This is a genomic window from Planktotalea sp., assembly GCF_050633725.1.
Taxonomy (GTDB): Bacteria; Pseudomonadota; Alphaproteobacteria; order Rhodobacterales; family Rhodobacteraceae; genus Planktotalea.
In genome coordinates, this window is sequence record NZ_JBOEHB010000001.1 from 259,347 (window position 1) to 272,140 (window position 12,794).

General features: G+C 53.3%; 10 protein-coding genes. 8 read left to right on the forward strand and 2 right to left on the reverse strand.

Annotation, left to right across the window (positions count from 1 at the left end; genetic code table 11):
• Window position 1: 1 nt before the first annotated feature.
• Together ACRBCU_RS01245 and ACRBCU_RS01250 are read left to right on the forward strand one after the other, a co-directional pair.
• A complete protein-coding gene (locus ACRBCU_RS01245; protein WP_431363534.1) occupies window positions 2-1,375 on the forward strand; it encodes an aldehyde dehydrogenase family protein in 1,374 nt (457 codons plus the stop codon).
• Window positions 1,376-1,379: 4 nt separating this feature from the next.
• Entirely contained in the window at window positions 1,380-2,525 is a 1,146-nt protein-coding gene (locus ACRBCU_RS01250; RefSeq protein ID WP_431363535.1) for an iron-containing alcohol dehydrogenase, read from the forward strand.
• Here ACRBCU_RS01250 and ACRBCU_RS01255 read toward each other — a convergent pair.
• Both ACRBCU_RS01255 and ACRBCU_RS01260 read right to left on the reverse strand, forming a co-directional pair.
• Entirely contained in the window at window positions 2,522-3,292 is a 771-nt protein-coding gene (locus ACRBCU_RS01255; RefSeq protein WP_431363536.1) for a DeoR/GlpR family DNA-binding transcription regulator, read from the reverse strand. The genes ACRBCU_RS01250 and ACRBCU_RS01255 overlap by 4 nt on opposite strands.
• Window positions 3,293-3,355: 63 nt before the next feature.
• A complete protein-coding gene (locus tag ACRBCU_RS01260) occupies window positions 3,356-4,171 on the reverse strand; it encodes an inositol monophosphatase family protein (RefSeq protein WP_431363537.1) in 816 nt (271 codons plus the stop codon).
• Window positions 4,172-4,372: 201 nt separating this feature from the next.
• On the opposite strand from ACRBCU_RS01260, the gene ACRBCU_RS01265 reads away from it, so the two are divergent.
• The 6 genes from ACRBCU_RS01265 (at window position 4,373) to ACRBCU_RS01290 (ending at window position 12,793) form a co-directional block, all read left to right on the forward strand.
• Window positions 4,373-5,305 carry an ABC transporter substrate-binding protein gene (locus ACRBCU_RS01265; RefSeq protein WP_431363538.1) on the forward strand — a complete coding sequence of 311 codons (933 nt, stop codon included), beginning with the start codon at window positions 4,373-4,375 and terminating at the stop codon, window positions 5,303-5,305.
• Between the two features lie 65 nt (window positions 5,306-5,370).
• The gene (locus ACRBCU_RS01270) at window positions 5,371-6,384 is read left to right on the forward strand and encodes a quaternary amine ABC transporter ATP-binding protein (protein ID WP_431363539.1); all 1,014 of its coding nucleotides are present in this window, start codon (window positions 5,371-5,373) and stop codon (window positions 6,382-6,384) included.
• Window positions 6,385-8,367, forward strand: a complete 1,983-nt coding sequence (locus tag ACRBCU_RS01275) for an ABC transporter permease (RefSeq protein ID WP_431363540.1) — start codon at window positions 6,385-6,387, stop codon at window positions 8,365-8,367.
• Window positions 8,364-9,239 (forward strand): phosphotransferase, encoded by an 876-nt coding sequence (locus ACRBCU_RS01280; RefSeq protein ID WP_431363541.1) that lies wholly within the window; start codon window positions 8,364-8,366, stop codon window positions 9,237-9,239. The genes ACRBCU_RS01275 and ACRBCU_RS01280 overlap by 4 nt, the downstream gene beginning before the upstream one ends.
• 8 nt (window positions 9,240-9,247) lie before the next feature.
• The gene (locus ACRBCU_RS01285) at window positions 9,248-11,680 is read left to right on the forward strand and encodes a GcvT family protein (protein ID WP_431363542.1); all 2,433 of its coding nucleotides are present in this window, start codon (window positions 9,248-9,250) and stop codon (window positions 11,678-11,680) included.
• A 108-nt stretch (window positions 11,681-11,788) separates the two neighbouring features.
• Entirely contained in the window at window positions 11,789-12,793 is a 1,005-nt protein-coding gene (locus ACRBCU_RS01290; protein ID WP_431363543.1) for a BMP family protein, read from the forward strand.
• Window position 12,794: the final 1 nt, after the last annotated feature.

The following is a 12,794-nucleotide window of genomic DNA, read 5'->3' on the forward strand; positions in this document are numbered from 1 at the left end:
AATGACTATTACCTGCATTTCCCCTATCGACGGTTCCGTCTATGCAACGCGCGAAAGTCTGTCGCGCAGCGACGCGGACAGTGCTGTGTCGCGTGCGAAGGCTGCTCAAACCGCATGGGCCGCGCGATCCTTGAAGGACCGTATAGAGTTGGTTCAGGCGGGCGTCGCGGCGGTCGGTGCAATGAATGACGAAATTGTGCCAGAGATCGCTTGGCAGATGGGGCGCCCGGTCCGCTATGGCGGTGAATTTGGCGGATTTAACGAACGCGCGAGCTACATGGCTCAGATTGCACAAGACGCGCTTGCCCCGATTGAGGTCGAAGACAGCGCTGCGTTTCGCCGTGTAATAAAACGTGTGCCTCATGGCTTGGTTTTCGTCGTCGCGCCGTGGAATTATCCTTATATGACGGCGATCAATACGGTTGCGCCTGCTTTGATTGCCGGAAATGCAGTTATGCTCAAACACGCCTCGCAAACCCCGCTAGTGGGCGAGCGTTTGGCGCAGGCCTTTCATTCTGTTGGCATCCCCGAAGACGTCTTCCAGAATGTGTTCTTGGATCATCAAACGACTTCCGATCTGATCGCAGATCGCGCATTCGACTTTGTTAACTTCACGGGTTCTGTGGGGGGCGGCAAAGCAATGGAAGCGGCCGCAAGCGGGACATTCACGGGCCTTGGATTAGAGCTGGGTGGCAAAGATCCGGGATATGTCATGGAAGATGCCAATCTCGATGCGGCGGTGGATACATTGATCGACGGAGCGATGTTCAATTCTGGTCAGTGCTGCTGCGGAATTGAGCGTATTTATGTGCATGAAAGCCTGTTTGATGCATTCGTCGAAAAGGCTGTTGCGATTGTGAGCGCTTACAAACTGGGCAACCCTTTGGATGAAGCAACAACGCTTGGCCCAATGGCGCACGTGCGCTTTGCTGATGAAGTGCGCGGCCAGATAGCGGATGCAATTGCCGCGGGCGCTACTGCCCATATTGATCCGAGCAGCTTCCCAGAGGATGGCGGCGCTTATCTTATGCCGCAAATCTTGACCAACGTTACACATGATATGCGCGTTATGCGCGAAGAAAGCTTTGGCCCAGTGGTAGGCATCATGCCAGTCAAGGACGACGCGGAAGCAATCGCGCTGATGAACGATAGCGACTTTGGCTTGACCGCCTCGCTCTGGACACAAGACGCTGAACGCGCGGAAAGCATTGCGGATCAAATAGAGACTGGAACAGTCTTTATGAACCGCGCAGATTATCTGGATCCTGGCCTATGTTGGACTGGGTGCAAAGACACGGGGCGCGGTGGTGGATTGTCCGTTATCGGATACCACAACCTCACACGTCCAAAATCCTACCATCTTAAGAAAGCATAACGCGATGAGTCTTACAGCAAACTGGTCCTATCCCACCGCAATCCGTTTCGGTGCTGGCCGTATTTCTGAAATTGCGGGCGCCTGCGCAGTCGCTGGTATCAAAAAGCCGCTGCTAATTACGGATCGCGGCCTTGCCGAGATGGAGATCACGACCAATACGCTTGATCTTTTGGAGGAGGCTGGGCTGGGCCGCGCGATTTTCGCAGATGTTGACCCCAACCCAAATGAAAAAAATGCTGCGGCTGGTGTGGCTGCTTACAACGAGGGCGGTCACGACGGGGTGATCGCTTTTGGTGGTGGCTCGGGCTTGGACCTTGGAAAACTCGTCGCATTTCTTGCGGGGCAAACGCGCCCGTTGTGGGATTTTGAAGATATTGGCGATTACTGGACCCGCGCTGATGCGGATGCCATCGCGCCAATCGTGGCTGTGCCGACAACGGCAGGTACGGGATCAGAGGTTGGGCGCGCGTCGGTCATCACGAATTCTGTAACCGAAGAAAAGAAGATCATCTTCCACCCCAAATTTCTGCCCACTGTCGTTATTTGCGATCCAGAATTAACGGTCGGGATGCCGCAATTCATCACCGCAGGGACTGGCCTTGATGCCTTTGCGCATTGTGTCGAAGCCTATTGCTCACCGCATTATCATCCCATGTCTCAAGGTATGGCGCTGGAAGGGATGCGGTTGGTCAAAGAGTACTTGCCGCGCGCCTATGCTGACGGGACCGACATCGAAGCGCGCGCGCATATGATGTCAGCCGCAGCAATGGGTGCGACGGCGTTTCAAAAGGGCCTTGGGGCGATCCACGCTTTGTCCCACCCGATAGGCGCGATCTATCATACTCATCACGGCACAACGAATGCGGTATGCATGCCCGCGGTTTTGCAATTCAACAAATCGAAGATACGCGGCAAACTTGCGCGCGCTGCGAACTACCTGAGCATTCAACGTGGGTATGACGGGTTTTGCGATTATGTTGACGAGCTGAATGCCTCGCTTGGCATTCCCAAAACGCTCACAGAGCTTGGTATCGAGAACATTGATGTCGAGCGGGTCGTTGCGGGTGCGTTAATCGACCCAAGCACTGGCGGAAACCCGGTGGAAATGACCAAAGAGAATACGACCAAGCTTCTTTTGGCCTGTGTTTAGAAGGTCTCGGCTTCTGCGATCCGCCGATCAATTTGACTGAGTAAAGGGTCAAATTCTTTCGGCGGATTGCGGTCTGAGACAAGAATGTCATTGTGTCGTAGTGTCGGTTGGCGCAACGCAGGTCGACGGGTTTGCGGCTCAAACTTTGAATGATCCACAGCCATGATCGCGCGCGCGGCGCTGTTGAACATCGCATTTGCAATATCGACCTCGCATTGCTCGTGCACAAGAAACCCTTTGTTTGCATCAACCATTGAGGCGGACAAAAGCACATAGTCAACTTGCATACGTTCAATCACGTCAAAGGCCGAGCGATCAAATGCGGCTCCGTCATGATCGCGCAGTTGCGTGCCAGCCATCGAAACCTTGTTTCCGGGAATAATTGCCAGCGTGCTGGCAACAAAGGCAGAATTTGTCACGACGGTCAGGTTCTTACGGGCACGTAGTGCGAGCGCGATAAAGCCCGATGTTGAGCCAGTATCGATGGCGATGCTCGCTTCGTCTTCGATGATTTCAACCGCTTTGCGCGCGATCGCAACTTTTGCTTCGCGGTTCAATTTCATCCGTGCGAGGTAGGGCGGGTCAGATGCAATGCGGTTTGACACCAACGCGCCGTGCACTTTTGTAATTTCGCCGCTTTCGACCAAAGGCTGAGAAACGCGGCGAATGGTTTGATCGGATACACCTAACAAATGCGCAAGCTCTAGCACCGTAATCGTGCCGCGCATTTCAACGAAATAGAGGATCTGATCTTTGTGTTTTGACATCAGGCGTCCTTACACCGCCATTTCTGGGGAAGGAATAGGGTTTCCTTTGGCGAAACTAACATTTCATATGGACCACAAGTCGATCCGCGCATGGGCGGGGCGCTCAGGCACCGTGTTGACCAAGGCGAGGAGTTCGGCGTGAAGTTCGGGCGTTGCGGCCGTGAGTGTGCGGCCATCTGACTGAAGTGTTAACGGGTTTCCCTGCCAATCCGTCATTATACCGCCTGCGGCTTCGACAACGGCGCTCACAGGGAGATAGTCGTAGGGCTGCAAATCAAAATCAACCACGGCATCGACATGGCCTGCGGCTACAAGCGCGTGGGGATAGCAATCGGCCCCCATCCGACGCAGCGAACCCGATTGGATCAATCGCGCAAACACCGAGGGTTCATGCGCCGCGAGCTTGTCGCCTTCGTTTATGAACAATCGCGCGTCAGTCAATGAGGTGCGGGCGCTCACCGAAATCGGCTCTCCATTGCAAGTGGCACCCAGTCCAATCGCTCCAGAAAAGACTTCATTGAGGGCTGGCATGCGGATGATACCAAGCTGCGGCCCGCGCGATGTGATGTGTCCCAATAGCATTCCGAAGAGCGGTAAACCTGCAATGAAGGAACGCGTTCCGTCGATAGGGTCCACAATCCACATCTCGTCAGCCTCTCCCGATTGGCCAAACTCTTCGCCAAAAATTGTTTCATTCGGAAACGCTTTGCTCAGTCCTTTGCGGATAGAGAGCTCAGTTGCCTTGTCTGCCGCCGTAACGGGGCTTTGGTCTTCTTTGAGCTCAATGTCAGGATCGGCTCTAAAATGTGACAGCGCAATGTCTGCGGCGTTTTGGGTAATTTCGAGCGCTTGAGCGAGGCGAGTGGCGAGTTGGGTCATCAGGTCCTCAAGGGGTTTTCGGGCAAGGATGACTTAAGTATTAGCATATTTCCTCCGTTATCCACAAAATATCACACTGTTTGTTGATTTTTGTTGATTTAACGCCAGAACGCTGCTGAACTCTCTAACCATGAGCTATGCATCGCCGGCTAACGATCAGAAACCTGCAAGAGCGATGGGTCCACAATGGGGAGTAAATATATGAAATACCTGTCCTTTACAGCAGCGGCATTGCTTGCTGCGACGTCTGCCGTCGCGCAAGAATCCAGCGATCCGATAAAATTGACGCTTCATGACTGGTCTGGCCAGCTGGTGACGACGACTCTGATGGGGGAAGTTCTGAAGGAAGCAGGCTACAATGTTGAGTATGTCCAAGCAGACTATATTGCGCAGTTCGCGGGGCTAAAAACTGGCGATCTTCATGTTGCGATGGAAATCTGGGAAACGACTGGACGTGAAGCGATGGACGAAGCTATCGCAACTGGCAATGTCGTCAGTCTGGGTGAAACAGGCATGATGGCGATCGAAGAGTGGTGGTATCCTGCGTATATGGAAGAGCGCTGCCCGGGCCTACCAAATTGGGAGGCATTAAAAGAGTGCGCCGATGCGTTTGCCACGCCTGAAACAGCGCCGCTTGGCCGCTATTTGGGCGGGCCAGTCACATGGGGGGGCTTTGATGAAGAACGCGTCGAAGCCTTAGGTCTCGATTTCGAAGTGATCCATGCAGGGACAGACGCTGCGTTGTTTGCGGAGCTTGAAGCGGCCTATCAACGCGAAGATCCGATTATGCTCTGGATATATTCGCCACATTGGGCACCCGCAAAATATGAAGGCAGCTTTGTCGAATTCCCGAAATACTCGGCTGAATGCTACAATGATGCTTCAACGGGACTGAACCCAAATGCCGCTTACGATTGTGGCAAGCCGACAGGCCCGATTTGGAAAGTGTCGTGGGCGGGGCTTGTGGATAAATGGCCCAATGCTGCGAAGACAATCGAAAACTTCAACGTAAGCAACGCCGAAATGGGCGCAATGGTTGCTGATGTGGACTTGAACGGACAAACGGTTGACGCAACCGTTGCGGCATGGATGGCGGCGAATACCGACACCTGGTCGTCTTGGATCGTCAAGTAAGCACAGTAAGTTCGGGCGCGCCGCCCTAGTGCGCGCCCGATTTCCCTTTCTGATCCGAGGCCCCCATGAATAAACCGACGTTATTAGAGTGCCGGGATGTTTGGAAAATCTATGGTACGTCGGCAGAGAGTTTTCTTTCCGAAACGCCAAACCCTGAACGCGGAGCCTTGAAGGCCGCTGGTTTGATCGGAGCGGTACGCGCCGCCAATGTCGAGATCAAACAGGGCGAAATATTTGTCATCATGGGGCTGTCTGGTTCAGGTAAATCAACGCTTGTACGGTGCTTGTCTCGTTTGGTTGAGCCGACGGCAGGTGACATATTCTTTGAGGGTAAGAACCTTCTGGAAATGAGTGATGCAGAACTGATCGACATCCGTCGGACCAAGATGGGAATGGTGTTTCAGCAATTCGCGTTATTGCCGCATTTGACAGTTCTTGAAAACGCGGCGTTCCCATTAGACGTGCAGGGCGTTGATCGCGCCACCCGCGAGGCGCGCGCGCATGAAGTAATTGAGCTGGTCGGCCTAAACGGGCGTGAGAGCTATTACCCGCGAGAGTTATCTGGCGGGCAGCAACAACGCGTTGGTATCGCGCGATCTTTGGTGGTTGAGCCTGATCTGTGGTTCTTGGACGAGCCGTTCTCGGCCCTTGACCCTTTGATCCGCCGGGAAATGCAGGATGAGTTTCTACGTCTGCAAAGCATGTTGCATAAGACAATCGTGTTCATCACGCATGACTTTGACGAAGCGATCCGGCTTGCTGACAGGATTGCGGTGATGAAGGACGGGTTTATCCAGCAGATTGCCTCTCCCGAGGAGTTGGTGCTCAATCCCGCGACCGAATACGTCGCAGAATTTACCCGTCATGTGAGCCGCGCCAAGGTGATAACCGCAGGCTCTATCGCTGAACCTTTGAACGCGGAAACTTTCGCTGGCCGCGTTGAGCACGGCGACCTTATCGAGACGATCGCTGACCAAGTTGAGCGGGCAGAGTATCCGTTTCAGGTGATGAATGCTGGTAACGTGATCGGCCAGATCACCCGTCAAGCGGTTGTCGATGTTCTCGTTGGGCGACGTTAGATGCGGAAACTCTTCACATATAACTCTGCTTTCTGGATTGGCCTATTCGCGCTGACTTGGGTGCTGTCGAGTTATTCTTTCGCGCTTTATAAAGCGCTGGACGCGCGATGGATCATTCGCTTTCCCAAGCAATGGGAGTTGAACCTTGACGGCGTGATTAGCGATTTCCTGAATTGGCTGGTCGAAAGCGCTGGCTTCTATTTATTCAGCTTCAAGGACGTGACGCGGTTTGTCGCTTCGCTCATTGAGGCACCCTACCAGATCCTGCGTAACCTATTGATCGAAGGTTTTTCGATGGGTGTTGGCGCAAGCGCTACGCAAATTTTGCCCTCTCTTAGTTGGATCGCTGTTATCGTCATTGTTACGGCTATCGGACGCTATGCAAAGGATTGGACCTTAGCGGGGCTGGTCGGAGCTTGCTTTTTGTACCTCGCCGTGTTCGGCCAATGGGAGAGCGCAATGGTCACGCTTGCCTCGGTCTTGATTGCAGTGCCGATTGGCGTGGTTGGGGGATTGTTCCTTGGAATTGCGGCCTATCGCGTGGCTTGGGTGAACCATGTTTTGCGTCCGATCCTCGATTTGATGCAAACGGTGCCAGTCTTTGCTTATCTTGTTCCGATCCTGATATTGTTCGGCTTTGGCCCTGTCGCTGCGCTGGTGGCGACGGTTATTTACGCACTTCCGCCTATGGTCCGTGTGACGATCGTAGCGTTGCAATCAGTCCCGCCGGAACTGGTTGAAGCCGGGAAAATGGCGGGCTGCACCAAGCGCCAGATCATGTGGAAGGTACTTGTACCTTCGGCAAAACCAACGCTGATGGTTGGCGTTAATCAGGTGATCATGCTTTCGCTGAATATGGTAATTATCGCCTCCATGATCGGGGCAGGGGGGCTGGGCTTTGATGTGCTTGCGTCCTTGCGTCGGCTGGATATTGGCGCGGGGATCGAAGCGGGCCTAGCGATTGTGGTTATGGCCATTGCGCTGGATCGCGCAAGCCAAGCGTTCTCTGAGCGCGGTTATCAAGCGGCCCTGAAGGGTAATTTTCTACAGCGCCACCCCTATAGCTTTGTCGCAATAGCGGTGACACTCGTTACTTTGGTGATCGGGCTGGCTGTGCCAGCGATCCAAACCTATCCCGCAAGCTTGACCGTAACGACTGGCGCGTTCTGGTCGGATGCAATGAAATGGATCAACGTTAACTTTTTCGATACTTTAGAAGCGATTAAGGTGGTTCTGCTTCAATGGCTGCTGCTCCCCGTTAAGGGCTTTTTTACAGGCATTCCGTGGGCGTGGGGCATTCTGGCAATGGTACTAATTGGCTGGCGCATTGGCGGTTTAGCGCTGGGCGTGGCGGCCTTGTTGATGATGAGCTTCATTGCGGCCAGTGGGCTTTGGGCAAAGGCGATGGTCACAATTTACCTGTGCAGTGTTTCGGTTTTGATCGCGACGCTTATCGGTATTCCATTGGGCATTTGGGCGGCTGAGAAACCTCGCGCTGGCAGGATCATATTGGGCGCAATGGATACGCTGCAAACTCTGCCGAGTTTTGTGTATTTGATCCCCGTCATCATGCTGTTCCGCGTAGGTGATTTCAGCGCGATGATCGCAGTTGTGCTTTACGCTTTGGCACCAGCCGTTCGTTACGCGGCTCATGGGTTGCGCGAAGTCCCTGATCAGTTGATCGAAGCCGGACAAATGGCGGGGTGCACGCCGAAACAGATATTAAGACGGATCAAACTACCGCTAGCGACTCCGCATCTTTTGTTAGGGTTAAATCAAACGACGATGTTGGCGCTCTCGATGTTGGTCATTACGGCTTTGGTCGGGACGCGCGATTTGGGTCAAGAGGTTTACATCGCACTGACCAAAGCTAACGCAGGTGCTGGAATAGTCGCGGGTCTATCTGTGGCCTTCATCGCGATCATGACTGACCGCATTGTGACGGCGCTAGCAGACAAACAACGCAAAAGGCTTGGGGTATGAAGCAAGAGATCACAGAGAAAATCAAAGCTTTGAGCTGCTTTGAGGACCCTCAAGACATCGAGGCATTGGGCGGTGGTCTGACCAACGTCAATGTGCTGCTGCGAGATGGGGATAGAAAATTCGTCGTGCGGCTTGGCGAAGATATTCCCGAACATGGTGTCATGCGGTGGAACGAGTTAGCGATATCGCAAGCGGCCAGTCTGCTGGGCATCTCTCCGAAGATTGTTCACAATGAACCGGGTGTTTTGGTTTTGGAATTCGTTGAGGGGCGCACCTTTAACGAAACCGATGTGCGTGAGCCTGACGCATTGTTGCGTATCATTACCCTTATCAAAACAACGCACCAAGAGCTGGGACGCCATTTGGAGCAGCCCGTGCTCACGTTTTGGCCACCGCATGTGAACCGCAGCTATCTCGCGCGGTTGCAAGCGGAGGGTTCAACGCATCAAAAAGCGTTGCCTGATTTGCATCGACAGAACACCATGCTTGAGCAGGCAATCGGTCCAATAAACTTGGTAATCGCGCACAATGATCTGTTAGCTGCGAACTTCATCGACGATGGCAACGCCCTGTGGCTCATTGATTGGGAATATGGCGGTTTTAACTCGCCGCTGTTTGATCTGGCGGGTCTTGCATCAAATAATGGCCTTTCCGAGCAGCAAGAGCGCGCGATGTTAGAGCAGTATTTTGAAACGAATTCAGATCCGATCTGGCGCTCGTACATGGCGATGAAATGCTGCTCGCTTTTGCGCGAAACGCTTTGGTCCATGACCTCTGAAATTCATTCGGAACTTGATGTGGATTACGCCGCATACACAAGTGAAAACAATGCAAAGCTGGCTTTGGCCCTTGCTGATTTCAAGCAGACATAAGGGTTCATATGACGCTTCCATCCTCCTCTAAGATTATCATTGTCGGCGGCGGTATCATTGGCTGTTCTACCGCTTATCACCTAGCTCAAATGGGGCATGAGGTGTTGCTGCTAGAAAAGGCTCAACTGACGTCTGGATCAACATGGCACGCGGCTGGGCTTGTGGGGCAATTGCGCTCAAACGCCAATGTCACACAATTGCTGGGCTACTCGATCGATCTCTACAATACGCTTGAGAAAGAAACAGGGCTGGCGACAGGCTGGAAAATGAACGGCGGCCTTCGCCTTGCCTGTAACGACGAGCGCTGGACCGAAGTTAAGCGACAAGCAACGACCGCGCATAGCTTTGGGCTTGATATGCAATTGTTGACCCCGCAAGAGGCGCAAGACCTTTGGCCGCTTATGGATATTGGCGATGTCGTGGGTGCAGCTTTCTTGCCTACTGACGGGCAAGCGAGCCCGTCCGACATTACCCAGGCACTCGCCAAAGGAGCGCGCAACAAGGGGGCAGTGTTGATCGAAGACATGCCCGTCACTGGAATATTAACGAGCAAGGGTAAGATCAATGGCGTGCGCACTTCGCAGGGCGACATTGCTTGTGAGAAGCTGGTTCTATGTTGTGGTCAATGGACGCGCGAACTGGCGAAATCTATCGGGGTGAGTGTGCCGCTGGTTTCAGTGGAACATCAATATATGATCACCGAAGCCTTTGGGGTGCCCTCCGATCTTCCTACACTGAGAGATCCAGATCGCCTGACCTATTACAAAGAAGAAGTTGGTGGCTTGGTCATGGGCGGGTATGAACCCAACGGTATCGCGTGGGCCAAAGACGGTATTCCCGACCCATTTGATTTCCAATTGCTCGAGTCCAATTTCGATCATTTCGAGCAACTTGTTGAACTGGCGTTGCCACGGGTGCCTGCGCTTGAAACCGCTGGGGTGAAACAGCTGATCAATGGCCCCGAAAGCTTTACGCCAGATGGGAATTTCATTCTTGGCGAAGCACCAGAGATGCAGAACGTATTCATCGGCGCGGGCTTTAATGCCTTTGGCATTGCTTCAGGTGGCGGTGCGGGAATGGCGCTGGCCGAATGGGTCGCCAAGGGCGCGCCGCCTTATGATCTGTGGCCTGTGGACATTCGCCGGTTTGGTCGTCCGCACCGCGACGTGGATTGGGTGCGCGAACGCACGATGGAAGCTTATGGCAAGCACTACACAATGGCTTGGCCATCCGAAGAGCACAAAAGCGCCCGCCCTTGTCGCCGATCTCCGCTATATGGAGCCTTGAAAGAAAGCGGTGCGGTTTTCGGGGAGAAACTCGGCTGGGAGCGCCCGAATTGGTTCGCCGAAGCAGGAGAACATGCAGAAGATATCTATACGTTTGAACAGCCCAATTGGCACAACGCTGTTGCGCGTGAACATAATGCTGCTCGCGAAGCCGCAGTTTTGTTTGATCAAACGTCTTTCGCCAAGTTCATTTTGAAAGGGCCAGATGCAGAAGACGCGCTAAACTGGATTGCCGCCAATCGTGTGGATAAGCCAGTCGGCTCGATTACATACACGCAGATGCTAAACGATGCTGGTGGAATTGAGTGTGATCTAACCTGTGTTCGTATTGCGCAGGATGAATATTACATTGTCACAGGTACCGGCTTTGCGACGCATGATTTCGATTGGATTTCTCGCAATATTCCCAAGGGAATGAACGCGCAGTTGGTTGATGTGACCTCCTCGAATGCGGTTCTTTCGTTGTTCGGACCAAAGGCGCGCCACATATTACAGGCCTGCACGCGCGATGATGTAAGCCACGATGCGCATCCGTTTGGGCAAGCGCGCACGATTGGAATTGCGGGCTGCCCCGTGCTTGCGTTGCGCATTACATACGTAGGCGAACTGGGGTGGGAGCTACACCTACCGACCGAATATGCGTTGAGTGTGTTCGAAGAATTGCACAAAGCTGGGCGCGAATACGGTTTGCGAAACGCAGGATATCGCGCGATTGAAACCTTGAGACTGGAAAAAGGGTATCGTGCGTGGAGTTCGGATATTGGTCCTGATCATACGCCCGATGAGGCTGGTCTTGGTTGGGCCATAAAGATGAAGTCTGGCATTGCCTTCAAGGGGCGTGATGCGGTGAAGGCTCAACGCGAGAGCGGGGTCAAAAAGATCATGACAACGTTTACGTGCGATGCGGATGTGAACCTGTCTGGCCGCGAAACCATCTATCGGAACGGAGTTCAATGCGGGTGGTTATCGTCTGCGGGTTTTGGCCATACCATCAATCAGAACATTGGCCTTGGGTACGTGAGAAGCGCGCATGTCATCGACCAAGACTATGTGTTGTCAGGGGAGTACGAACTAGAGGTTGCCACCCTACGCGTGAAAGCAAAGGTCAGTTTAGCGCCGCTCTATGATCCTAAGATGGAGAAGATCAAAACGTAACGCGCATTTGTTAAGCACTTGGATACCGCGCGCGGCGAAACATGAGTATTTTCTTGACCGAATGATAAAATAAGACGTTACTTAACCGATCCAAGGGGGACTGAACTGATGACACAACCGACATTCAATAGACGCCACTTTATGATGACGACGGCGGCATCATCGTTGTTGCTTGGGGCTGCGCCTGTACTTGCTGCAGAGCCGATCAAAACCGCAGGCATTTACACCGTGCCGGTAGAGCAGCAATGGGTTAGCCGGATCCACAAAGCTGCGCTAACTGCGCAAGAGCGGGGCGACATTGCCTATACGTTTTCCGAGAATGTCAGCAATACCGACTACGCACGTGTTTTGCGAGAATACGCAGAAGCGGGAAACACTCTGATCATCGGTGAGGTTTTCGGCGCCGAGCAAGAAGCGCGCGAGGTCGCGGCAGATTATCCAAACGTTGCCTTTCTGATGGGTTCGAGCTTCAAGGAAGATGCGGCGCTGCCAAATTTCGCGGTCTTTGATAACTACATCCAAGATGCGTCCTATTTGTCGGGGATCATTGCTGGATCTATGACGAAATCGGGCAGCATTGGAATGGTCGGTGGCTTCCCAATCCCGGAGGTGAACCGCCTAATGCACGCCTTCATGGCGGGTGCGCGTGAAATGAACCCTGACATCAAATTCCAGGTTAGCTTTATTGGCAGCTGGTTCGATCCGCCCAAAGCAAAAGAGACTGCTTTCGCGATGATCGAAAACGGCGCTGATGTGCTCTATGCCGAGCGTTTTGGCGTATCAGACGCGGCCAAGGAAAAAGGTATTCTTGCCATCGGAAATGTCATCGACACGCAAGCAGATTATCCCGAGACAGTTGTCGCGTCTGCGATTTGGCATTTCGAACCTACGCTGGACAAAGCGATTGCTGAGGTCCAAGCAGGACGCTTTTCTGCGGCTGATTATGGAGTGTATTCCTTCATGAAAGAAGGCGGAACGACTTTGGCCCCGCTTGGAACATTTGAAGGCAAGGTTCCTGCGGCCGCGTTAGAATTGGTCGAGAAACGCACTGCCGAGATAAACTCTGGCGCATTTTCTGTTACGATCAATGATGACGAGCCAACGTCGTCGTAAT

Bases quoted from the DNA above. Each gene is read 5' to 3' on its own strand.
- ACRBCU_RS01245 (WP_431363534.1), top strand. From the start codon at position 2: ATGACTATTACCTGCATTTCCCCTATCGACGGTTCCGTCTATGCAACG.
- ACRBCU_RS01250 (WP_431363535.1), top strand. From the start codon at position 1,380: ATGAGTCTTACAGCAAACTGGTCCTATCCCACCGCAATCCGTTTCGGT.
- ACRBCU_RS01255 (WP_431363536.1), bottom strand. From the start codon at position 3,292: ATGTCAAAACACAAAGATCAGATCCTCTATTTCGTTGAAATGCGCGGC.
- ACRBCU_RS01260 (WP_431363537.1), bottom strand. From the start codon at position 4,171: ATGACCCAACTCGCCACTCGCCTCGCTCAAGCGCTCGAAATTACCCAA.
- ACRBCU_RS01265 (WP_431363538.1), top strand. From the start codon at position 4,373: ATGAAATACCTGTCCTTTACAGCAGCGGCATTGCTTGCTGCGACGTCT.
- ACRBCU_RS01270 (WP_431363539.1), top strand. From the start codon at position 5,371: ATGAATAAACCGACGTTATTAGAGTGCCGGGATGTTTGGAAAATCTAT.
- ACRBCU_RS01275 (WP_431363540.1), top strand. From the start codon at position 6,385: ATGCGGAAACTCTTCACATATAACTCTGCTTTCTGGATTGGCCTATTC.
- ACRBCU_RS01280 (WP_431363541.1), top strand. From the start codon at position 8,364: ATGAAGCAAGAGATCACAGAGAAAATCAAAGCTTTGAGCTGCTTTGAG.
- ACRBCU_RS01285 (WP_431363542.1), top strand. From the start codon at position 9,248: ATGACGCTTCCATCCTCCTCTAAGATTATCATTGTCGGCGGCGGTATC.
- ACRBCU_RS01290 (WP_431363543.1), top strand. From the start codon at position 11,789: ATGACACAACCGACATTCAATAGACGCCACTTTATGATGACGACGGCG.